Below are 20,836 nucleotides of genomic sequence, written 5' to 3'. Positions count from 1 at the left end.
GTCCAGAAAACGGCTGCCCGCACGGGGCCGGCACCCCGTCGGGCCGGAAAACCGCTGGAGTTCGCGGGCCCGGCGCACCACACTGTCCGGCGCACCGCACCGTCCGGCGGACCAGACCGCCGGGCCGCGAGACGGTGGCAGACGGGAGCACCCGGGGTGACGGAGTCCACGCCCTACGACGCCGAGCGCAGTGCCTTCACCCGGGCGGCACTGGCGCGCCTGGCGCTGAGCGACACCGGCGTCGACCTCGCCGGTGCGGCGTCGAACCTGGCGATCACCCGCTTCGACGACCAGACGGGCCCGGGCGGGCGGGTCAGCGAGGCCGCCGGGCTGCGGGCGGTCGCCGACCGGCTGCTCACCAGGGCGGTGGTCTTCGAACGCGAGCGCGGCAGCTCGTGGGAGCAGATCGCCCACTACCTGGGCACCGACCCGGCCGACGCGCGCGAGCGGTTCACGCCCGCCCTCGACCGGTGGGAGCGCGCGTTCGAGGAGCCGTACCGCCTGGACGGGACGGGCCGCAAGCGGGTGCCCCAACTGCCCACCGCGGCCTACGACCCCGAGACCGCCTGCCGCCGGCTCGACCTCTCCGTGCGCCTGCGCACGTTCGTCCGCGACGAGCACCCGGTGAGCGGTGCGCTCCGCCCGGGCCCTCCCCCCGGCTCCGAGCCGCCGGACCACGACCTGGACGGCCTGGTCCGGCGCCGGAGCCTGGCCGCGTTCCTGCACCTGCTGGCCGAGTACGCGCGCGACTTCACGGCAACGGACTGGGATGCCGCCGCCGCGCACGTCCGGAGCACCGACGAGGACGACCCCGGCACGTGGGACACCCACCCGGTCCGGGCGGCGAGCGGGTCGCTCCGCGTCCGCCTGGCGAACGTCACCCGGGACGCGGACCTCGTCCGGGTCGTCGTCACGGGGGCGACCGACGCCGAGCTGGGGCTGCGGATCGACACGCTGTTCGGGGCGCTGGGCCCGTGCTCCTGAGCCCGCCCGGGCGCTCCCTGCGCACGGAGGAGTCCTGCGCCCCGTACGTCCGCCGGTCGTCCGCCACCCGCTGATCGCGCCCGCGGCCGGGCCGGTCACGGCGCCCGTCGCCGCCCCGCCGCGGCCTCAGTTCCCCCCGGCGCCGCCGGGGGCGCCCGCACCGTCCGGGGCGCGGTGGACCAGCAGGTACCGCCAGAACAGCAGCCGCCGCATCCGGCAGCCCGGCAGCAGCACGGCCGCCTCCCGCCGCGTCTCGGCGTAGCTCATCCGCGGCGGGGCCACCGGCGCCCGCACCGCCCCCGGACCGGCCGGCCGCCCGCCCCGCACCCGCTCCGCGAGCGCGACCGCCACCCGCGCGGCCGCGTTGACGGGCACCGCGGCCAGGCTCCACGCCCAGTCCGTCCGCGAGCGCTCCGGGTAGCAGCCGAGCACCACCAGCACCCCGCCCGGCGCCAACGACTCCCGCAGCGCCCGGACGGTGTCGAACGGCATGTGGTGGAGGCTCGCCAGGCAGGAGACGAAGTCGTAGTGCCCGCGCGGCAGTTCGACCTGGGTGACGTCCGCCTGCCGGAACCGCGGCCGCTCCCCCGCCCCGGCGGCGGCCGTCAACTCCCGAGTCGACAGCTCCCGGGCCGTCAACTCCCGGGCCGCCGCGACCGCTTCCGCCGCGGGGTCGACCGCGTCCACCACGATCCCCCGCGCCGCCAGCCGCCGGGCGAACCGGCCCGTCCCGCAGCCGACGTCCAGCGCGGTGCGGCAGCCGGGGGGCAACTGGCGCAGCAGGAGGCGGTGGTAGTGGTCGTTGTGGTCGAAAGGCATGCGCACGACCCTGCCACAGCCCGGCCCCGTCCGGTACGGGAGCCACCGACCGCGGCCGGACGCCGAGGGGTTCAGCCTTCAGCCGAGGGGTTCAGCCGAAGGGCCCGACGGGTTCAGGAGCCGGTCGGGCCCCGGGCCGTGAACTCGTGGAACTCGACGGCCCGGCCTCCTCGTCGACGCGCCGCCCGTCACGGCAGCGGCGGGGGCACGGCCGCCGCGCCCCGCTGTTCCACCCGCTCGGCCAGGGCGGTCGCGGCGCGGATGACCGGCTCCTCGTCCCGGCCGTACAGGACGGCGGCGGGTCGGCCGGTGGGTCCGACGGCGGCGACGACGGCCCAGCGGGGGCGGCCCCGGAGCTCGCGGACCAGCCGGCGGGTGGCGCGGTAGAGGCCGAGCAGGAGGAGGTACGGGACGACGAGGAGGAGCACCTCTGCGCCGCCCGAGAAGTCGGACGGCCCGTGGGACGGTTGGAAGGCCCTGGCGACGGCGTCGCCGCGGCTGAGCCGGACCACGGCGATCCGCACCGGTACGCCGTCCGGTCCGGTGACCTCGGTGTGGCTGCCCGCCCCGCCGCGCTCCCCGTCCGCCCAGGAGTCGCGTTCCGCCTGCTGCGCCTCGGCCAGGCGGCGGGCCCGCTCCACCGCGTTCCGCTCCTGGATCCGCTTCTCCAGTGCCTCGACCCACTCCCGTTCCCGCCGCAACCGCTCCGCGCGGACGGCGGGTTCCTCCCCGGTTCCCGTCACGGTGCCAGGGTAGGTCCGTCGGCCGTCCCGGGTAGCGGGAGTGGCAGCTCTGTGGGCGAACCGTGACAAGGGCCCGGTGGGCGGGGCCGGAGGGCGGGGCCGGTTGGCGGTCCGGTCGGGCCGGGGGCTCGTGGGAGAGTGAGGGGATCCGACGGGGAGGGAGCAGCGGGTGGAGATCGTCGAGCGTGCGGTGGCGGGGCCCTGGGAGGGCGTGCGGTGCGGGCCGGTGGGGGGCGGTGCGGCCGGGGTGGTGGTGCTGTCGGGGTCGAGCGGACGGGTGGAGCGGGCCCGGGCCCGGGTGCTGGCCGCGGCGGGGTTCGAGGTGCTGGCGTTCCGCTGGTTCGGCGGGCCGGGGCAGCCGCCGGGGGTCTGCGAGGTCCCGTTGGAGACCTTCACCGCCGCGGTCGACCTGCTGCGGGCGGACGGGGTGCGCCGGGTCGGGTTCCTCGGCACGTCGAAGGGCGCGGAGGCGTCCCTGCTGACGGCGGTGCACGACCCGCGGGTGGACGCGGTGGTGGCGCTGGCGCCCACCGCCGTGGTGTGGTGCAACGTCGGCCCGGGCGCGGACGGCGCGGACCGCCCGTTCCGCTCCTGCTGGACGTGGCGCGGGCGGCCGCTGCCGTTCGTCCCGATGGACGAGACGTGGACGGCCGCCGAGCCCGAGGGCGCCCCGCAGGCGATCCGGGGCTGGTACGAGCGCAGCGAGCGGACGTTCGCCGGGGCGCTGCCCGCGGCCGCGATCCCGGTGGAGGAGACCCGCGCCGAACTGCTGCTGGTCGCGGGCGGCGCGGACGCGATGTGGCCGTCCCTGCCGTTCGCCGAACGGCTGCGGGACCGGCGACGCCCCGGGGCCGCCGGAACCTCCGCGGCGCCCGTCCGCCTGGTCACCGACCCGGAGGCGGGCCACCGGGTGGTGTTCCCCGGCGAGTCGCCGCTGCCGCCGTCCCCGGTCCACGACCACGGCGGCAGCCCGGCGGCGGACGCCCGGCTGGGCGCGGCGGCCTGGCCGCACGTCCTGGAGGTGCTCGGCGGCGGGCTGCCGCACCCGGCCGGGGGCGGGGCTCGTCCGCCGCTCGGGTAGCCGGTCCCCGCGGCGTCCCCGGCGAGGGCGGCGAGTTCCGGGTGCGGGTCCGGCGCGTGCACGGCCCTCGGGTGAGCGGCCGCAGGTGGTACGCGTGACGGACGGCGTCGAGGTCGACGTCCACCTCGTGGTGCTCCTCGGTGGCGCTCCGGCACGACCTGTCCTCCGGCCGGTCACCGCGGGCCTCCTGGAACGGCGGGAGGCCCCGGACGGGCGGTTCCGCCGACCGTCCCACGCCCCCGGTGGGTCCCGCCTGGCACCGTCTAGGGTGGCGGCCAGGCGCCGTCGCGCTTCCGTCCGCACAGGGGAGAGTCCGTGTCCGTCACCGCCCGTCCCGTCGCCACCGTCGCCGCCCCGCTCGGTCCGCTCCCGGCCGCGCCGCCGTGGCCGGCGGTGCTGCCCGGTGGGCGGTGGACGGTGGTGCAGCAGGGGGACGCGGAGGTGGCGGTGGGCGGGGTGCGCGTCCCGGCGCCGTGGCCGCGGCGGTTCGGGGAGGTGGCGGTGGCGCCGGGGCTGGTGGTGTTCACCGGGACGCACGCGGTGCGGGCGGTGGCGGCGGACGGGACGACGGTGTGGGAGGTGCGGCACGGCTGCTGGGTCTGCGGGGAGGTGCACCCGTCGTTCGCGGCCTACGCGGACGACCCCGACCACGACTCCCCCGACGGCGGTTCGGCCGCGTTCGGCGCGGACGGCGCGCTGCTGTGGGCGCACGTGCGGGGGCCGCTGGAGGGCGACGCGGACCTGACGGACGACCAGGAGCTGTGGCTGGTGCTGGACGCCGCGACCGGGCGGGTCCTGGGCCGGGCGGCGACGGACACGGTGGCCTCGGGTTCGCTGCACACGCCGGATCCGGACCCGGCCCGGATGGGGCTGAGCGTCGGCCAGGGCGAGGAGGGCTCGCCCGCGCTGCGGGGGCGGTGGGACGGGCGGGAGCTGGTCGTGGAGTGGCGCGAGGAGGAGTGGGTGCTGCTGGCGACGAGCCCGTCGGGGCGGCGGCTGCTGGCGGTCGACACCGGGCAGTGGTCGCTGTACCTGCTGGAGGCGGACGGCGGGAAGGTGCTGGCGGAGCTGGACGCGGAGGGCACGGTGCCCCCGCCGCCGGGCGACGGCTCCCGGGTGCACTGGGACTTCGACGCGGCGTTCCTGGACGAGGAGACCCTGCTCGTGGGGACGTCCGAGTCCGACCGGGGCAGCGGGCTCGCCCGCCACTGGCTGGTGGACGTCCGGCCCGGCGCGGTGCCGGAGTTGACGCTGCGGGGCGCCGTCGCCTACCCCGTCGGCTCCGCGGTCGCGGGCCCGGTCCGCGCGGCGGGCGGCGGCACCTGGGCCACGGTCGCGGCGGACGGCGGCGCGCTGCACCGGTGGGAGCTGTCCCGGGAAGCCTAGGCGTCGTCCGCGGTGCCCTGCTCGTAGGCGGCCATGGTGCGGACGAACAGGGCGCGTTCGGCGGGGGTGAGCGGGGCGAACGCGGCCTGCCAGGAGGCGGAGCCGTTGGCGAGCCAGCGTTCGACGGCGGTGCGGGTGGCGGGGTCGGCGGTCAGCGAGACGATGGTGCGCCGCCGGTCGGCGGGGTCGGGGCGGCGTTCCAGGACGCCCTGGCGGGTGAGGTCGCCGACCATCAGGCTGGCGGTGGTGTGGGCGACTTCGAGGCGTTCGGCGAGGGCGCCGACCGGCATCGGGCCGTCGAAGACCAGGTAGGCGAGGAGCGAGAGGTGCCGGGGCGCGAGCTGGAACCCGGCCAGTGCCTCGGGGACGGCGGTGCGTTTGACCCGGGCGGCGACCCGGGGCATCAGCAGCAGCATCGCCCGGACGGCGTCGTCCGCGGACAGCCCCTCCGCGGAACCGGCGGAGGCCAACGGGCCGGTCATGCGCCCTCCCGGCAGCTCGTGCACCCTCCCGGGCCGGTGCGGTCGGTGCGCGTCGAGGTCCGGCCCCGCGGTCGCGGGGCCGGACCTCACGGTACCGGACGGCCGGTCAGGGCCGCGGGTGCGGGGCGGACGCGGCGAGCAGGTGCTCCTCCTCGTAGGCGAAGTGGGCTTCGAGCCCGTCGGTGAGCCGGTCGAGTTCGGCGCGCAGCACGGCGGGGTCGTCGGCGCCGGGGGCGGCGAGGTGGGCCTCGAAGCGGGCGAGTGCCTCGGCGACGGTGCGGTGGTCGGCGCGCAGGCGGGCGAGGGCGGGGGCGAGCTGCGGGTAGCGGCGCTGGAAGGCGGTGAAGGCGCCCTCCTCGCGGATGTGGTGCATGTCGAGCCCGTGGCAGAAGCTGAGGCAGCGGGCGCGGAGCTGGGCGGCCGGGTCGGGGGCCGGGGCGGGCGCGACGCCGTTCAACTGGTCCCGCAGGTCGGCGAGTTGACGGCGGAGGTCGGCGTGGTGGAGGCGGAGTCCGGCGACGATCGCGGCGGGCAGCGCGGGGTCGCCGGAGAGGTCGAGGGGGTGCAGGGCGACGACCGGGATGTTCCGGTCGGCGCGGGCGGCGTACTCGGCGAAGGCGGGGACGCGGCGGGCCTGTTCGGCGTACTGGCGGGCGCGTTCGTCGGGGTCGAGTTCGACGGGGCGGACGGAGTGGGCGACGGTTCCGCCGCGTCCGTCGGGGAGTTCGGCGGTGCCGCCGCCCGCGGCGAGCAGGTTGCGGTACCAGAGCGGGTGCTGCGGAGCGCCGCCGTTGGAGCCGAAGACGAGGTAGCGTCCGGCGTCCTCGCGGTAGACGAGCGGGGTGGTGCGGGGCTTGCCGGTGCGCCGCCCGGCGGTGGTCAGCAGCAGCAGGTCGGGGAATCCCTCGACCCGGCCGCCGTTGGCCCGGAACCGTTCGATGACCTGCCGGTTGAAGTCCTCGGCCATGGTGTGCCTCCCCGTCGTGCGCGGCGCCTCGTCGGTGCCGCCGCCGATTCATATTTGCAAGCAAATACAATCTAGGCACGCCCCGGCGCGGCGGTCAACTGCCACCCGCTCCGTACACGTCCTTCGACTCCTGTACGCACGGGGGTTGACGTGGCCGCGCCCACGCCCCTAACTTCACGTCTTGAAAAAGGTCCAGACCAACGTCGGCAGGGCCGCTGGCCACCACCACACTGATCCCCCGTCAGGGGGACGCTCCGCCCTGCCCGAAGCACTCCGGACGCTCCCTCAGGCATCGCTTCGCGTTCACTTCATGAACGAGTGAACGTTCTCCCCCACGAGGAGCCGCCTTGATCCGCACCCGTTCCAGCGCCCGTTCCCGCACCCCGCTGCGCGCCGCCGCGGCCGCCGCCGCGCTGCCCCTCGCCGCCACCGCCCTCCTGGTGGCCGGCGCCGGCCGGGCCGCGGCCGCCGCCAACGCCGGTCCCGGCTTCCCGGCGCACTACGCGGCGCCGTACCTGGAGACCTGGAACTCGCCGAACACCCTGGCGGACGCCCGCACCAACGGCGGGCTGAAGTACGTCACCCTCGCCTTCGTGATCAGCGACGGCAGCTGCAACGCCACCTTCAACGGCAACACCCCGATCACCGACGCCGGTTGGACCGGTGCGATCAACGCGCACCGGGCCGCGGGCGGCGACGTGATCGCCAGCTTCGGCGGCGCCGCGGGCACCGAGCTGGGCCAGGCGTGCACCAGCGTCTCCACCCTCCAGGCCCAGTACAAGCGGGTGGTGGACGCGCTCAACCTGACCAGGATCGACCTGGACATCGAGGGCGGCGCGCTGAACGACACCGCCGCCAACGACCGCCGCAACCAGGCGCTGGCCCAGCTCCAGCAGGCCCAGGCCGCCGCGGGCAAGCGCCTGGACGTCAACTACACGCTGCCGGTCAGCCCTTCGGGACTCGAAGCCAACTCGCTCAGCCTGCTGAACAACGCCAGGAGCCGCGGGCTGACCGTCAACGCCGTCAACATCATGACGATGGACTACGGCCCGGCGATGGACATGGGCCAGGCCGCGATCAGCGCCGCCAACGGCCTGCACACCCAGCTCGGCCAGATCTGGACGTCCAAGACCTCCGACCAGCTGTGGGCGATGGAGGGCAACACCCCGATGATCGGGGTCAACGACACCCAGGCCGAGGTCTTCACCACCGCCAACGCCCAGACCCTGGAGAGCTTCGCCGCCGCCAAGGGCATCCAGCTGCTCGCCTTCTGGTCGCTCGGCCGCGACAAGGCCTGCGCCAGCAACGGCACCCTCTCCGACAGCTGCAGCGGCACCCCGCAGTCGGCGTACCAGTTCGCGAGGACCTTCAACGCGATCACCGGCAGCACCACCCCGCCCCCCACCGGCCGCACCGGGCAGATCACCGGCTACGGCGGCAAGTGCGTGGACGTGGCGGGCGCCAACTCCGCCAACGGCACCGCCGTGCAGCTGTACGACTGCAACGGCACCGCCGCCCAGCAGTGGACGGTCGGCACCGACGGCACGATCCGGGCGCTCGGCAAGTGCCTGGACCTGACCTCCGGCGGCACCGCCAACGGCACCCAGGCCCAGCTGTACGACTGCAACGGCACCGGCGCCCAGCAGTGGCAGGCCCAGTCGAACAGGACCCTGGTCAACCCGGCCTCCGGCCGCTGCCTGGACGCCACCGGCCCGTCCTCCGCCAACGGCACCCGCCTGCAGGTCTGGGACTGCTTCGCCGGTGCCAACCAGCAGTGGAACCTGCCCGCCTGACCGCCCGCCGACCCGAGAAAGGAGCGACACCCGTGCGCAGCAGCACCAGACTCCTCCCGCTGACCGCCGCGGTCGGCCTGCTGGCCTCCTCCGCCGTCCTGCTGGCCCCCGCGCCGTCCGCCCTGGCCGCCGTCCCGACCGGGGCGACCACGCTGGTGGCGCAGAACTCCGGCAAGTGCGTGGACGCCGCCGCGGCCGCCACCGCCAACGGCACCGTCGTCCAGCAGTACGCCTGCAACGGCACCACCGCCCAGCAGTGGCAGGTCCAGGACCTCGGCAACGGGTACGTCCGGATCAACAACCAGAACGACACCTCGAAGGTGCTGGACGTCACCGACGTCTCCACCGCCGACGGCGCGAAGGTCCAGCTCTGGACGTACGGCGGCGGCTCGAACCAGCAGTGGCAGGCCGTCGCCGAGAGCAGCGGCGCGTACCACTTCGTCAACCGCAACAGCGGCAAGTGCCTGGACGTGCCGAGCGCCTCCACCGCGGACGCGGTGCAGTTGCAGCAGTACGCCTGCAACGGCACCGCCGCGCAGTCCTTCACCTTCGGGAGCACCGTCACCAACCCGCCCGGCACGCCGGACTTCGGGCCGAACGTGACCGTCTTCGACCCGTCGACGCCCGCCGCCACGATCCAGGCCAAGCTGAACGCGGTCTTCGCGCAGCAGGAGTCCAACCAGTTCGGCGCCCAGCGCCAGGCCCTGCTGTTCAAGCCGGGCAGCTACGCCGTGGACGCCAACGTCGGCTTCTACACCCAGGTCGCGGGCCTGGGCCTCTCCCCCGACGACGTCACGATCAACGGCGCGGTGCACGCCGAGGCGGACTGGTTCCAGGGCAACGCGACGCAGAACTTCTGGCGCTCCGCCGAGAACCTGTCGGTCAACCCGACCGGCGGCACCGACCGCTGGGCGGTCTCCCAGGCCGCCCCGTACCGCCGGATGCACGTGCGCGGCAACCTGCAGCTGGACGACGGCGGCTGGTCCTCGGGCGGCTTCATCGCCGACTCGAAGATCGACGGCCAGCTGCGCTCCGGCTCCCAGCAGCAGTGGCTGTCGCGCAACGCGCAGTGGGGCAGCTGGACGGGCTCCAACTGGAACATGGTGTTCGTCGGCGACGTCAACGCGCCCGCCAACTCCTTCCCCAACCCGCCCTACACCACCGTGGCCCAGACCCCGGTGGTGCGCGAGAAGCCCTTCCTGTACGTCGACTCCGCGGGCGCCTACAAGGTGTTCGTCCCGGCGCTGCGCTCCAACACCTCCGGCACCACCTGGGCGGGGGGCGCGCAGCAGGGCAGCTCGCTGCCGATCGACCAGTTCTTCGTCGTGAAGCCGGGCGCGACCGCCGCCGACATGAACGCGGCGCTGGCCCAGGGCAGGAACCTGCTGGTCACCCCGGGCGTCTACCACCTGAACCAGCCGCTGAACGTCACCCGGCCCGACACCGTGGTGCTCGGCCTGGGCCTGGCCACCCTCGTCCCGGACAACGGCGTCACCGCCGTGAACGTCGCGGACGTGGACGGCGTGAAGCTGGCCGGGCTGCTGATCGACGCCGGGACGGTCAACTCGCCGGTGCTGATGCAGATCGGCGCCGCGGGCTCCTCCGCCGACCACTCGGCGGACCCGACCTCGCTGCACGACGTGTTCTTCCGGATCGGCGGCGCGGGCGTCGGCCGGGCGAGCCAGTCGCTGGTGGTCAACTCCGACGACGTGATCGGCGACCACATGTGGCTGTGGCGCGCGGACCACGGCAGCGGCGTCGGCTGGACCAGCAACACCGCCGCCAACGGGCTGGTCGTCAACGGCGACGACGTCACGATGTACGGCCTGTTCGTCGAGCACTACCAGCAGACCCAGGTGGTCTGGAACGGCAACGGCGGCCGCACCTACTTCTTCCAGAACGAGCTGCCGTACGACCCGCCGAACCAGGCGGCCTGGACGAACGGCACCACCCGCGGCTACCCGGCCTACCAGGTCGCCCCCGGCGTCACCGCCCACGAGGCCTGGGGCCTGGGCTCCTACGCCTACTTCAACGTCAACCCGGCCGTGGTCGAGGACCACTCCTTCGAGGCCCCGAACCGCTCCACCGTCCGCTTCCACGACATGGTGACCGTCTCGCTGGGCGGCACCGGGACCATCGCCCACGTCATCAACTCCACCGGCGGGCCGTCCAACTCCACCACCAACGTGGCCAACCTGGTCGCGTACCCGTAGGCCCGGCCCCCACCGGAGAACGGCCGCCCCCTCCGTGCGGGAGGGGGCGGCCGCGCGTTCTCAGTCCCGGGCCGCCGCCGCGGACCGCTCCGCCGCGCTGCGCAGCACGCAGAACTCGTTGCCCTCCGGGTCCGCCAGCACCGCCCACCCCGTGCCGTCCGCGTCGCGGTGGTCGCCGACCAGCACCGCGCCGAGGGCCAGCAGGCGCGCCACCTCCGCGTCCCGGTCGCGGTCCTCCGGGCGCAGGCACAGGTGGACCCGGTTCTTGACCGTCTTGGCCTCGGGCACCTGGTGGAAGTACAGCACCGGCCCGTCCGCGAGCAGCACCTGCGTCTCCCGGTCGCCCGGCCCGCACTCCGGGTCGACCCGGCCCCCCGTCACCTCGCTCCAGAACCGGGCCAGCCGGTACGCGTCCGCACAGTCGATCGCCACGTTCTGCACCGTCGAAACCATGCTCGTGAGTCTCCCCCACCGACCCGCCGGAGGGCGAACGGGCGTGGGGGCGCCGCCACGGGGTATCCGGCGCAGGCACGGAGGCGGGTGGCGGAGCGCAGGCGAAGGAGGACCGTGACGGTGGGCAGCGAGCGGACGGCAGGGGCCGGGCGGGGGGAGCCGGTGCGGACCGGCGGCGGCCGGGCGGGCGGGAGCGCCTCCCGGTGGCACTGGAAGCACTGGGGGCACCGGCGGACCGGGCCCGCGCCCGCCGCCGACACCCCGGGGGCGGAGCGGCCCGGGCAGCCGTTCCTGCTCCGCTCCGGGCCGTTGTCCGTCGCCGTCCGGTTGCTGGTCCTGCTGGCCGGGCTGGTGCTGACCGTGGTGTTCGCGGTCGGGCTGGCCCGGGCGACGCTGGTGCCGGTGCCCGGCGCGCGGAACCTGGTGCACCCCAACTACCACCTGGGCGCGTCGATCCGCGGTTACCTGGACCAGCCCGCCGTCCGGGCCGCGGCGCAGCAGGTCGGCGGGAACGTCCTGCTGGGCGTGCCGTTCGGCGTGCTGCTGCCGGTTCTGTTCCCCCGGCTGCGCAGCGTGCTGGCCGCGACGGCGCTGACCGCGCTGGTGATGGTCACGGTCGAGGCGGCGCAGGGCCTGCTGGTGGAGGGCCGGGCGTTCGACGTGGACGACGTGCTGCTCAACACCCTCGGCGCCCTGCTCGCCCACCTGGTGCTGGGCCGCCGGATCGGCCGCGCCCTGTACGAGCGGCGCTGACCCCGCCGGGTCCGGGCCGCTCAGCGGCGGGCGGCCCAGACCCGGCGCTCGGTGCGCACCGCGAGGTCCTCGCGCAGGGCGACGCCGTCGGGCCCGTCGGCGTCCAGCAGGCGGTCCAGGGCGGCGAGGTCGGCGGGGTCGAGGAGTTCGGCGACGGCGGTGCGGATCCGGCGCAGGGCGGCCAGGGCGTAGCGGCCGACGGAGGGGTGCCCGGTGGCGGCGATCTCGACGGTGACGGTGCGTTCGCCGGTGACGGTGAGGCCCGCGGCGGTCAGCACCGGGCCCCAGTCGGCGCCGCGGTGGGTCAACTGCTCGGCGTGCAGGCGGTCGGTCGCGGCGTGGCAGCGCTCCTCCAGGCCGGGGCGTTCGGCGGGGGCGTCCGGCGGCAGGAAGCGCGGGAAGCCAGCCAGTTCGACCAGGGCGAGCAGGCCGTCCGGGCCGAGCAGTCCGCGGACCTTGCGCAGGGCCTGCCCGGGGTCGGCCAGGTGGTGCACCGAGGCGGAGGCCCAGACCAGGTCGGGGGTGCCGAGGTCGGGCCAGTCGGCGGCGTCCAGGTCGGCCTGCACGGTGGTGACCCGGTCCGCGAGGCCCAGCGCCCCGGCCTTCTCGCGCAGGCGCAGCAGGTGTCCGGGCGAGGCGTCGACGGCGGTGACCCGGGCCCCGGGGAAGTGGCGCAGCAGGGCGAAGGTCCCGGCGCCGGTGCCCGCGCCGAGGTCGACGATCCGCTGCGGCGCAGTGTCCAGGGGCAGCCAGTCGATGACGGCGGCGAGGTGCTCGGCGAGCACCTCGGCGTCGAGGTCGAGGAGCTCGGCCAGGGCGGCGTCGTCCTCGGCCGGGTGCGGGTGCTGGTGCGGGTGCTGGTGGGGGGTGTGGGCGTGCGGGTGGCTCATGGGGCCACCGTACGGCGGCCATGCGCCTGGGGCACGCATCCTCCCGGAACGCGCAAGATCTTGCCCCTCCCGCATGCCGCAGGCGCAAACCGCCCGGTCAGCGGTCGCGCGGGCCCGGGTCGGGCCGGTGGCCGCGGCGGGCGTCCCGGTCGAAGATGCCGAGCACCTCGCACGGGCCGCCCTCCGCGCCGATGGCGTGCGGCAGCATCGTGGGGAACTCGGCGGCCTGGTGGGTGGTGAGGCGGATCCGGCGGTGGCCGAGCAGCAGGACCGCGGTGCCGGAGAGCACCACCAGCCACTCCCGCCCGGGGTGGGCGCGCATCCGGGCCGGGTTGTCGGGCGGCGGCTCGGTCATCCGCTGACGCACCACGCTGATCCCGGGGTCGCCCTTGACCGGCCAGCGCATGCTGCCGTGCTGGGCGTCGACCGTCGGGGTGATCACCACGTCCTCGACCGCGGTCTCCACCAGCTGGTCCAGGGTGGTGTCCAACGCCCGTGCCAGCGTGACGAGTTGGTCGAGCGCGAGGCGGCGCTGCCCGTTCTCGATCCGGCTCAGCGAGGACTGGCTGAGGTTGGCCCGCGCCGCCAGTTCCTCCAGCGACCACCCCTGCGCGAGCCGCAACGCCCGGATCCGCTTGCGGACCAACCCGTCCAGGTCACCGGCGTCTTCCGTCATACCCGGCATGGTAGGCGGTGCGGGGGCGTTCAGCGGCGACGGTCGACCGGGTGCCGCACGTCCGGCCTGCGGCGGCCCCGCCGACGCAGCCAGTTGCCCGGACCGAGGCCGGTCGCCGTGACCGCGCACCCGACCAGGGCCGGCGGCGGGCTTCCGGGCCGGATCCCGGCGCCCGCCGCCACCAGCCCGGCCGACCCCGGGTGCTCCCGGGCCGGCCCCGACCCGCGCAGCGCGGTCTCCCCGCACATCAGGACCACCAGCACGGTCAGCACCAGGAGGCCGAAGCGGGGCACGCCCTCCGGGTGCGGCAGCGCGACCCCCATCCGCCCACCTCCTCGGAAGACCTCAGCGCCCGTGGTCGTAGACCGTGACGGGCACGCCCCGGTCGGTGAGGCGGGCGGTGACCAGGGGTTCGACCCGTTCCCACGTGCCACCGGCCAGGCCGCAGCCGATCCGGGGCATGTGGACGGAGGCGCCCAGGCGCAGGGCCTCGGGGGCGAGCGCGGCGAGGGCGGTGTCGATGGCCTCGTAGCGGACGGGGGCGCCGGTGGAGCGGGCGGTGCGGATGCCGCGCTGGCCGACCATGTTGGCGACCCTGAGCTGGGGGGTGACCTGGACCAGCTGGAGGGCGCCGAGACCGAAGTCGTTGGTGGCGCGCTCCCGGTGCCAGCGGCGGAAGGCGGCCTCGGGTTCGGGCCAGCGGCGGGAGATCGCGAGGACGAAGCCCCTGCCCCAGCCGCCGAGGTCGTTGCAGACGTGGGCGATGATCCGGGGGCCCTTGCCCCGGGGTGCGGTGGCGTCGCCGCGCAGGTAGGTGATCGTCTCGGCCATGTCGGCATCCTGGCAGCCGCCGCCGACAGCGCACGAGGCGTTTTCGACCGGGGACGGCCAGTGCTTCCGGGCCGCACGCCCGGACCGCACGGACCGCCCGCCCGGACCTCCGGGGAAGCGGGCGGGCCGGGCCCGGCCGCCTGATCGACATCAGCCGGCCGGTCCGGCCCGCCGCCCCGGGGGGGCGGGACCGGGGTACGGGCCTACTGCGCCCGGTGGGTGTTGGTGCGGCGGCGGCGCACCAGGACGAGGGTGCCGGCGCCCAGGACGAGGGCGGCGGCGCCGGTGGCGGCCATGGCGGTGGAGTCGCTGCCGCCGCCGGTGCTGGCCAGGCTGCTCTGGGCCTGCTTCTTGGCCTCGTCGACCGTGGTGGTGGAGGGCTTCTTGGTGGGCAGCCCGGACGGCGCGGCCGTGGGCGCGGCCGAGGACGACACCGACGCGGACGGCTTGGCCGAGGCGGAGGGCTTGGCGGAGGCCGCCGCCGACGCCGACGCCGACGCCGAGGGCTTGGCCGAGGCGGACGGCACGGCCGAGGCGGACGCCGAGGGCTTGGCGGAGGCGGAGGCGGACGCGGAGGCGCCGCCGGGGGCGGTGATGGTGAACGCCTTCTTCGCACCCTCCAGGAGGTCGTCGCCCTCGGGCTCCTCCTCGGACTCGGAGGCGGGGAACAGGACGGCGTACGGCTCGGCGGTGGCCGCACCGGCGACGGCGTCGGCGGCCAGGGTCAGGCGGACCTGGACGGTGACGCTCTTGCCCGCCGGGACGAAGACCACGGAGTTCTCGTCGGGCTCGGCGTCGTCGTCGAGGCTTCCCAGGATGAGCGCGACGCCCGGGCCGTCGGGGCCGTCGCTCCGCATCTGGGCGTCGACCCACTTGTGGGTGTACGGGTTCTGGAACTGGGCCTTGACCTGGTCGGTGGACAGGTTGCCGGCCGAGGTGAGGAAGACCACCGGGAGGGCGACCGCGTCGTCGCCGGTGTTGGTGACGGTCTCGGAGAAGGTGACCTGGGTCCCCCCGGCCGCGACGGTGGCGGGGAAGTCGTTCAGGGAGACGGTGCCGCCGAGCTTGGGCGCGGCGGGAACGGCGGCCACCGCGGAGACGGCGGGAGCAGCCAGGGCGGCCGGGGCGGCCGCGAGGGCGACACCGGCGACCAGCGTCGTGGCGGCGGAGACGGCCATGGCACGGCGCAGCTTCATGCAGACCTCACAGGGTCGACCGGCACGCCGCGGCGCACCGGCACAAGGGTGGAGAGACAGGGGATCTGCGCAGGCCAAGTGCCGTTTGTCGTGGCGATGGCCCGAGATCCGGTGCCGGATCATACGCACAGAGATGAAGGTGCGGTGAAAGCGCCCCCCGCGCTGCGGAACGTCGAACTCCGCTTTCCCGGCGGCAAAACGGAACAATTCCGTCCGCATGCCCCCGTGCCGACGGCGGCTTCACCGACGACCGGCACCACCGGCGTCCGCGCACCGGGACGGGACCGCCGCAGTCGCGGTACGACCCCCTCCCGGCCCCGCTCCGTGGACGGCCCCGGCCGGGAAGCCCGGCCCGCCGTTCTGGCCGCAAAGGGCCTGTCAAGGAGGCGTAAGAGTCGTATAAAGTCACTCGCGGTGTGCCGGGAAGCCTGGTCGGCGAACAAGGGGACAGCCCTCTTGTTCCTCAGCCGATCCGGGGGTTCCCTCCATGGTGCTCGCCGCCGCGTCCGGGGCCGCGCTGCTCGTCGCGGTCCTGCTGCCGGGCCTGGCCGCCCGCACCGTCCCGTCCGCCTCGCCGCGTTCCCCACCGGGGTGCTCCCGGCCGCCGCCTCCCGGAGTCGGAGGCCGCGATCGTACTGATCCGCCCGGCCCCGCTGCTGCTCCCCTGGTGCGCTCGCGGACCGACCGGCGCGAGCAGTGGGTGACGGCCGTGCGCTCCAGCACCGACGTCCCCGTCGCCGCCTCTTCCCCGCCGACGAGCCCTACCTGCCCCGAGCCCGCCCCTCCCCCACCCCGGAGGCGCCCGATGCGCGCACGTGACCTCGCCGCACCCTCCCCCACCGTCACCCCGGACGACCAGGCCCCGGACGACCAGGCCCCGGACGCCGCCCGGCTGCTCGCCGAGCACCGCCTGCCCGGCGTGACCACCGGCCCGCACCTGCCGCGCCGACTCCTGGGGGCCTCGTGAACGACTGGCACGCCTGGGCGGCGCTGGCGGTCTTCGCCGCCGCCTACGTCCTGATCATCACCGAGTGGGTCCACCGCGTCGCCGCCGCCCTCGGCGGCGCCGCCGCGATGCTCGCCCTCGGCGCCACCGACGACGAGGCCGCGTTCTTCTCCACCGACTCCGGCATCGACTGGAACGTCGTCTTCCTGCTCGCGGGCATGATGATGATCGTCGGCGTCCTCAAGCGCACCGGCCTGTTCGAGTACCTGGCCATCTGGTCCGTCAAGCGCGCCCGTGCCCGGCCCTTCCACGTCATGGCCATGCTGGTCGTCATCACCGCCGCCGCCTCCGCACTGCTCGACAACGTCACCACCGTCCTCCTGGTCGCCCCCGTCACCCTGCTGGTGTGCAAGCGCCTGGGACTGAAGGCCGCGCCGTTCCTGATCGCCGAGGTCTTCGCCTCCAACATCGGCGGCACCGCCACGCTGGTGGGCGACCCGCCGAACATCATCATCGCCGGCCGCGGCGGCCTGACCTTCAACGACTTCCTCGTCCACCTCGCCCCGCTCGCCGTCGTCCTGACCGCCGTCCTGCTCGTGATGTGCCGCTTCCTCTTCCGGGAGCACTTCACCCACGACGAACAGCGCGCCGCCGAAGTCATGGCCCTCAACGAGCGCGAGGCGATCCGCGACCGCCGCCTGCTCACCCAGGGCCTCGCCGTCCTGGCCCTGGTCATCGCCGGGTTCGTGCTCCACCCCGTCGTCCACTACGCCCCGTCCGTGGTCGCCCTGCTCGGCGCCGGGATCCTGGTCGCGGTCTCGAAGGCCGAGGTCAAGGACGTCCTCGCCGAGGTCGAGTGGCCCACCCTCGCCTTCTTCGCCGGACTGTTCGTCATGGTCGGCGCCCTCATCGAGACCGGCGTCATCGAAACCGTCTCCGAGGCCCTCGCCGACGCCACCGGCGGCAACCCCCTCGGCGCCGTCATGCTCCTGCTCGTCGCCTCCGCCGTCCTGTCCGGCGTCGTCGACAACATCCCCTACGTCGCCACCATGGCCCCCATCACCGCCGACCTCGCCCACACCGTCGGCCAGCCCTACGGCCACGTCCTGTGGTGGGCCCTGGCCCTGGGCGCCGACCTCGGCGGCAACGCCACCGCCATCGGCGCCTCCGCCAACGTCGTCGTCCTCGGCATCGCCGAACGCGACCGCCAACCCATCAGCTTCTGGACCTTCACCCGCTACGGCCTCCCCGTCACCGCCGCCACCATCGCCGTCTCCGCCCTCTACCTCTGGCTGCGCCACTTCGCCCTCGCCTGATCTGCCGCCCGCACCACCGCCGGGGCCGGACCCGCCGGTGGAACGGCGGGCCCGGCCCCGGGCGGTGCGGTGCGGTGCGTCAGTGTCAGGCGGTCCGGGGACGGGTCACCAGCGGTACCAGCGGTGCCGGCCCCCGGAGGGGTGGGTGCCGCGGGCCGCGAAACCGACCAGCCAGAACACCAGGACGACCACGGCGGCCAGCCAGAGGACCTTCACCGCGAACCCGGCGCCGAACAGCAGCAGGGCGAGGAGCAGGACCAGCAGAAGGGGAACCACGACGACCTCCAGGGGCTCGACTGTCGCGGCCTCTGCTGCCCGGGACCGCTTCGGATATTCACCGGAATCTTCCGGCGGGAACGGGGCACCCGACCGTTCGTCAGCGAGGAACCGGCAGCCAGGAGGCGGACATGGGAACGGGCGACAAGGCCGAGAACACCGGCGAGAAGATCAAGGGCGCCGTCAAGGAGAACGTCGGCAAGGCGGTCGGCAACGAGCGCCTGGAGGCGGAGGGCCGGGTCGAGCAGGCCGAGGGCGACCTCAAGCAGGCCGGGGAGCACGTCAAGGACGCCTTCCGGCGCTGAACGACCCTCCCCCGAGCTCCGCTGCACCACGAGTGGCAGCGGACACCGACGCCGCCCCGGCGTGATCCCACGTCTCCGCCGCGGCGGTGCGGCCGGTGGAGCAGCACCCGGCCGAGCGGGCCCCGGGCACCGAACACCCTCACCGGTGAGGTGCCCGGGGCCGTGCCGCGTCCCCGCACCGCCCCACCCGCCCCATCCGCACCACGGCCGCGAACGGAACGGACCGACGACCATGAAGATGCCACCGGGACTGCGCGTCGTCACCACCGGCGCCGCCGACGGGATCCGCAGACGGCTGCTGGTGCCCGCCGACACCGCCCCGACCGCTCCCGCGGCCGATCCCCCGCCGTCCGCGACACCGTCCGCGACACCGTCCGCGACGCCGTCCACGGCGCCGGTCCGGCGCTCCCCGGCGCGGTGGCCCGGGTTCTCCACCGGCCTGCGGCTGGCGCTCGGCGCGCTCACCGGCTGGTTCCTCTTCCGCCAACTGCTGCGCCTGGAGGAGTTCCTGACCCTGCTGCTGCTCTCCGCCTTCCTCGCGGTGAGCCTGGAGCCGGTCGTCGCCGCGCTGTGCCGGCGTCGGCTGCGGCGCGGCTGGGCGGTGGCCACCGTGCTCGGCGTCTTCCTGCTCCTGGTGGCGGGCTTCCTGCTGCTGGTGGTCCCGCCGGTGGGGCAGGAGGCCGGGGTGCTGGCCCGGCGGCTCCCGCTCTGGCTGCAGCAGGTGCACGACCACCACTCGGCGCTCGGCCGGATCGAGGACCGCTTCCACCTCGCCGAACAGGCCAAGGACGCCCTCGGCGGCAGCGGCGGACCGGGTCTGATGGGCGGGGTGCTGGGCGCGGGCCGCCTGCTGCTCGACACCGTCACCTCGGTGGTCGTGGTCGCCACCGTGACCCTGTACCTGATGGCCGACATGCCCGACATCAAGGAGTTCTGCTACCGCTTCGTGAAGGGCAGCCACCGCGACCGGGCCCGCGAGCTCACCGAGGAGATCCTCGCCCGCACCGGACGCTACATGCTCGGCAACCTGGTCACCTCCGCGATCGCCGGCCTCGCCACCGCGGTGTGGTGCGCCGCCGTCGGCGTGCCGTACGCCGCCGCCCTCGGCGTGTTCGTGGCCCTGATGGACCTGGTGCCGATCGTCGGCTCCACCGTCGGCGGCGTCGTCGTCAGCCTGGTCGCCCTCGCGGTCTCCTGGCCGGTCGCGCTGGCCACGGCCGGTTTCTACATCGGCTTCCGGCTGCTGGAGGACTACCTGATCATGCCGCGGACGATGAAGTTCGCCGTCGACGTCCACCCCTTCGTCACCGTCGTGGCCGTCCTGGTCGGCGGCGCGCTGCTGGGCATCGTCGGCGCGCTGGTCGCCGTCCCGGCCGCGGTCGCCCTCGGTCTGCTGCTGGACGAGTTCGTCTTCCCCCACCTCGACCGCCGCTGAGGTTCACGGGTGCCCCGCCCCCCGGGGGGCGCCCAGCGGGACGGGGGTGAACATCGGCGGTTCCTGGTCGGGCGTGAGCGCGGTCGGGCCGTAGATCCAGTCGGTGAACGCGTAGTCGTCGACGGCCCGTTCGCGCAGGACGGCGTTGCGCTGCAGGCGGGCCTCGCCGTCCAGGTGCCAGAGTTCGCCCCAGGCCCGGGCGGTGCGCTGGACGCGGTGGCAGTGCTCGACCCGGACGGCCTGGTAGGCGGCCAACACGGCGTCCCAGCGCGGGGGTTCCCCCTCGCGGGCGAGCCGGGCGGCGTGCTCGGCGAGCACCCAGCCGTCCTCGATCGCCATGATCGCGCCCTGCGCCATGTACTGCAGCGGCGGGTGGGCGGCGTCGCCGAGCAGGGCGATCCGGCCGTGCACCCAGGTCTCCACCGGGTCACGGTCCATCATCTGCCACCAGCGGTCGCGCCACATGAGCGGGATGCCGGCGCGGACGGTGTCGCAGGTCGCCGCGAACGCGGCGTCCAGCTCGTCGGGGGTGCCCCAGTCCGCCTCGCCCGCCTTGGCCTTCGGCGACTCGAAGACCGCGACCTGGTTGAACATCTCGCCGCCGCGCAGCGCGTACTGCACGAAGTGGCAGCGCGGGCCGACGTACACGGTGACGTCGCGCTCGGCGACCCCGTTGTCCCGGACCTGCTCGATCGGGACGGCGGCCCGGTAGGCGACGTAGTCGGAGCTGACCACCTCGTCACCGACCAGCTTGCGCCGCGCCACCGAGTGCAGCCCGTCCGCGGCGATCACCAGCGGGGCCCGCTCGACGCCGCCGTCCTCCAGGACGACCCGGGCGCCGTCGCCGTCCTGCTCGTAGTCGACCACCGTCCGGTCGGTCAGCAGCTCGACCCCGGCCCGGCGGCAGGCGCGCAGGAAGATGCCGTGCAGGTCGCTGCGGTGGATCACCAAGTACGGGTGGCCGTAGCGCCGTTCGAGGTCGCGCAGGTCGAGGCGGGTCAGCTCGCGGGCGTCCAGCGCGTCGCGCATCACCATGCCCTCGGGCACGACGCCCAGTTCGCGCGCCTCGTCCAGCAGGCCGTGGTCGGCGAGGATCCGGGTGCAGTTGGGTGCGAGCTGCAGCCCGGCCCCGACCTCCCCGAACTCCTTCGCCCGCTCCAGCACGCGCACGGCCAGGCCCTTGCGGGCCAGCGCGAACGCGGCCGCGAGACCGCCGATGCCGCCGCCGACGACGAGCACGTCAGGGGTGGTGGGAGGGTTCATGAGCTGCTTCTTTCCGCATCGAGGAGGG

At 75.2% G+C, this 20,836-nt stretch carries 22 protein-coding genes; 10 read left to right on the top strand and 12 right to left on the bottom strand.

The window, feature by feature from the left end; genetic code table 11:
* Nucleotides 1-156: 156 nt before the first annotated feature.
* Nucleotides 157-984 carry a hypothetical protein gene (locus QSK52_RS10135; RefSeq protein WP_285735613.1) on the top strand — a complete coding sequence of 276 codons (828 nt, stop codon included), beginning with the start codon at nucleotides 157-159 and terminating at the stop codon, nucleotides 982-984.
* A 126-nt stretch (nucleotides 985-1,110) separates the two neighbouring features.
* Here QSK52_RS10135 and QSK52_RS10130 read toward each other — a convergent pair whose 3' ends face one another.
* Entirely contained in the window at nucleotides 1,111-1,803 is a 693-nt protein-coding gene (locus QSK52_RS10130; protein ID WP_285735612.1) for a class I SAM-dependent methyltransferase, read from the bottom strand.
* 188 nt (nucleotides 1,804-1,991) lie between these two features.
* Nucleotides 1,992-2,546 carry a hypothetical protein gene (locus tag QSK52_RS10125; protein ID WP_285735611.1) on the bottom strand — a complete coding sequence of 185 codons (555 nt, stop codon included), beginning with the start codon at nucleotides 2,544-2,546 and terminating at the stop codon, nucleotides 1,992-1,994.
* A gap of 169 nt (nucleotides 2,547-2,715) precedes the next feature.
* Between QSK52_RS10125 and QSK52_RS10120 the strand changes: the two genes are divergently transcribed.
* Together QSK52_RS10120 and QSK52_RS10115 are read left to right on the top strand one after the other, a co-directional pair.
* Nucleotides 2,716-3,627 (top strand): acyl-CoA thioester hydrolase/BAAT C-terminal domain-containing protein, encoded by a 912-nt coding sequence (locus QSK52_RS10120; protein ID WP_285735610.1) that lies wholly within the window; start codon nucleotides 2,716-2,718, stop codon nucleotides 3,625-3,627.
* Nucleotides 3,628-3,942: 315 nt separating this feature from the next.
* Nucleotides 3,943-5,013 carry a hypothetical protein gene (locus QSK52_RS10115; RefSeq protein WP_285735609.1) on the top strand — a complete coding sequence of 357 codons (1,071 nt, stop codon included), beginning with the start codon at nucleotides 3,943-3,945 and terminating at the stop codon, nucleotides 5,011-5,013.
* On the opposite strand, the gene QSK52_RS10110 is transcribed toward QSK52_RS10115, so the two are convergent.
* Both QSK52_RS10110 and QSK52_RS10105 read right to left on the bottom strand, forming a co-directional pair.
* The gene (locus QSK52_RS10110) at nucleotides 5,010-5,495 is read right to left on the bottom strand and encodes a MarR family winged helix-turn-helix transcriptional regulator (RefSeq protein WP_285735608.1); all 486 of its coding nucleotides are present in this window, start codon (nucleotides 5,493-5,495) and stop codon (nucleotides 5,010-5,012) included. The genes QSK52_RS10115 and QSK52_RS10110 overlap by 4 nt on opposite strands.
* Before the next feature lie 106 nt (nucleotides 5,496-5,601).
* Nucleotides 5,602-6,462 (bottom strand): nitroreductase/quinone reductase family protein, encoded by an 861-nt coding sequence (locus QSK52_RS10105; protein ID WP_285735607.1) that lies wholly within the window; start codon nucleotides 6,460-6,462, stop codon nucleotides 5,602-5,604.
* Between the two features lie 347 nt (nucleotides 6,463-6,809).
* Between QSK52_RS10105 and QSK52_RS10100 the strand changes: the two genes are divergently transcribed.
* Complete coding sequence (locus tag QSK52_RS10100) at nucleotides 6,810-8,255, top strand: ricin-type beta-trefoil lectin domain protein (protein ID WP_285735606.1); 1,446 nt, start codon at nucleotides 6,810-6,812, stop codon at nucleotides 8,253-8,255.
* 32 nt (nucleotides 8,256-8,287) lie between these two features.
* Nucleotides 8,288-10,468 (top strand): RICIN domain-containing protein, encoded by a 2,181-nt coding sequence (locus QSK52_RS10095; RefSeq protein WP_435053209.1) that lies wholly within the window; start codon nucleotides 8,288-8,290, stop codon nucleotides 10,466-10,468.
* 60 nt (nucleotides 10,469-10,528) lie between these two features.
* Here QSK52_RS10095 and QSK52_RS10090 read toward each other — a convergent pair whose 3' ends face one another.
* Nucleotides 10,529-10,921 (bottom strand): VOC family protein, encoded by a 393-nt coding sequence (locus tag QSK52_RS10090; RefSeq protein WP_285735605.1) that lies wholly within the window; start codon nucleotides 10,919-10,921, stop codon nucleotides 10,529-10,531.
* Nucleotides 10,922-11,035: 114 nt separating this feature from the next.
* Here QSK52_RS10090 and QSK52_RS10085 point away from each other — a divergent pair, with 114 nt between their 5' ends.
* Complete coding sequence (locus tag QSK52_RS10085; RefSeq protein WP_352230279.1) at nucleotides 11,036-11,674, top strand: VanZ family protein; 639 nt, start codon at nucleotides 11,036-11,038, stop codon at nucleotides 11,672-11,674.
* A 20-nt stretch (nucleotides 11,675-11,694) separates the two neighbouring features.
* Here QSK52_RS10085 and QSK52_RS10080 read toward each other — a convergent pair whose 3' ends face one another.
* From QSK52_RS10080 to QSK52_RS10060, 5 genes are all read right to left on the bottom strand, one after another.
* Nucleotides 11,695-12,564, bottom strand: a complete 870-nt coding sequence (locus QSK52_RS10080; protein ID WP_285735604.1) for a class I SAM-dependent methyltransferase — start codon at nucleotides 12,562-12,564, stop codon at nucleotides 11,695-11,697.
* A gap of 97 nt (nucleotides 12,565-12,661) precedes the next feature.
* Nucleotides 12,662-13,240, bottom strand: a complete 579-nt coding sequence (locus QSK52_RS10075; protein ID WP_285735603.1) for a helix-turn-helix domain-containing protein — start codon at nucleotides 13,238-13,240, stop codon at nucleotides 12,662-12,664.
* Nucleotides 13,241-13,269: 29 nt separating this feature from the next.
* Complete coding sequence (locus QSK52_RS10070; protein ID WP_285735602.1) at nucleotides 13,270-13,563, bottom strand: hypothetical protein; 294 nt, start codon at nucleotides 13,561-13,563, stop codon at nucleotides 13,270-13,272.
* A gap of 22 nt (nucleotides 13,564-13,585) precedes the next feature.
* The gene (locus QSK52_RS10065) at nucleotides 13,586-14,071 is read right to left on the bottom strand and encodes an Appr-1-p processing protein (RefSeq protein WP_285735601.1); all 486 of its coding nucleotides are present in this window, start codon (nucleotides 14,069-14,071) and stop codon (nucleotides 13,586-13,588) included.
* Between the two features lie 203 nt (nucleotides 14,072-14,274).
* Nucleotides 14,275-15,267 (bottom strand): LPXTG cell wall anchor domain-containing protein, encoded by a 993-nt coding sequence (locus QSK52_RS10060; protein WP_285735600.1) that lies wholly within the window; start codon nucleotides 15,265-15,267, stop codon nucleotides 14,275-14,277.
* An 805-nt stretch (nucleotides 15,268-16,072) separates the two neighbouring features.
* Here QSK52_RS10060 and QSK52_RS10055 point away from each other — a divergent pair.
* Nucleotides 16,073-16,234 (top strand): hypothetical protein, encoded by a 162-nt coding sequence (locus QSK52_RS10055; RefSeq protein ID WP_285735599.1) that lies wholly within the window; start codon nucleotides 16,073-16,075, stop codon nucleotides 16,232-16,234.
* Nucleotides 16,231-17,529, top strand: a complete 1,299-nt coding sequence (locus tag QSK52_RS10050) for an ArsB/NhaD family transporter (protein WP_285735598.1) — start codon at nucleotides 16,231-16,233, stop codon at nucleotides 17,527-17,529. Before QSK52_RS10055 ends, QSK52_RS10050 begins: the two co-directional genes overlap by 4 nt.
* 105 nt (nucleotides 17,530-17,634) lie before the next feature.
* On the opposite strand, the gene QSK52_RS10045 is transcribed toward QSK52_RS10050, so the two are convergent.
* The gene (locus tag QSK52_RS10045) at nucleotides 17,635-17,805 is read right to left on the bottom strand and encodes a hydrophobic protein (protein WP_285735597.1); all 171 of its coding nucleotides are present in this window, start codon (nucleotides 17,803-17,805) and stop codon (nucleotides 17,635-17,637) included.
* A 131-nt stretch (nucleotides 17,806-17,936) separates the two neighbouring features.
* On the opposite strand from QSK52_RS10045, the gene QSK52_RS10040 reads away from it, so the two are divergent.
* Both QSK52_RS10040 and QSK52_RS10035 read left to right on the top strand, forming a co-directional pair.
* Nucleotides 17,937-18,110, top strand: a complete 174-nt coding sequence (locus QSK52_RS10040) for a CsbD family protein (protein WP_285735596.1) — start codon at nucleotides 17,937-17,939, stop codon at nucleotides 18,108-18,110.
* 232 nt (nucleotides 18,111-18,342) lie between these two features.
* Complete coding sequence (locus tag QSK52_RS10035) at nucleotides 18,343-19,545, top strand: AI-2E family transporter (protein ID WP_285735595.1); 1,203 nt, start codon at nucleotides 18,343-18,345, stop codon at nucleotides 19,543-19,545.
* A 3-nt stretch (nucleotides 19,546-19,548) separates the two neighbouring features.
* Here the strand turns inward: QSK52_RS10035 and QSK52_RS10030 are convergent, their stop codons facing one another.
* The gene (locus tag QSK52_RS10030; RefSeq protein ID WP_285735594.1) at nucleotides 19,549-20,808 is read right to left on the bottom strand and encodes an FAD-dependent oxidoreductase; all 1,260 of its coding nucleotides are present in this window, start codon (nucleotides 20,806-20,808) and stop codon (nucleotides 19,549-19,551) included.
* Nucleotides 20,809-20,836: the final 28 nt, after the last annotated feature.

The sequence above is a fragment of the Kitasatospora phosalacinea genome (assembly GCF_030268885.1).
Taxonomy (GTDB): Bacteria; Actinomycetota; Actinomycetes; order Streptomycetales; family Streptomycetaceae; genus Kitasatospora; species Kitasatospora phosalacinea_C.
Note: the sequence above shows the minus strand (reverse complement) of the source record. Positions and strands in the feature narration are given on the sequence as shown.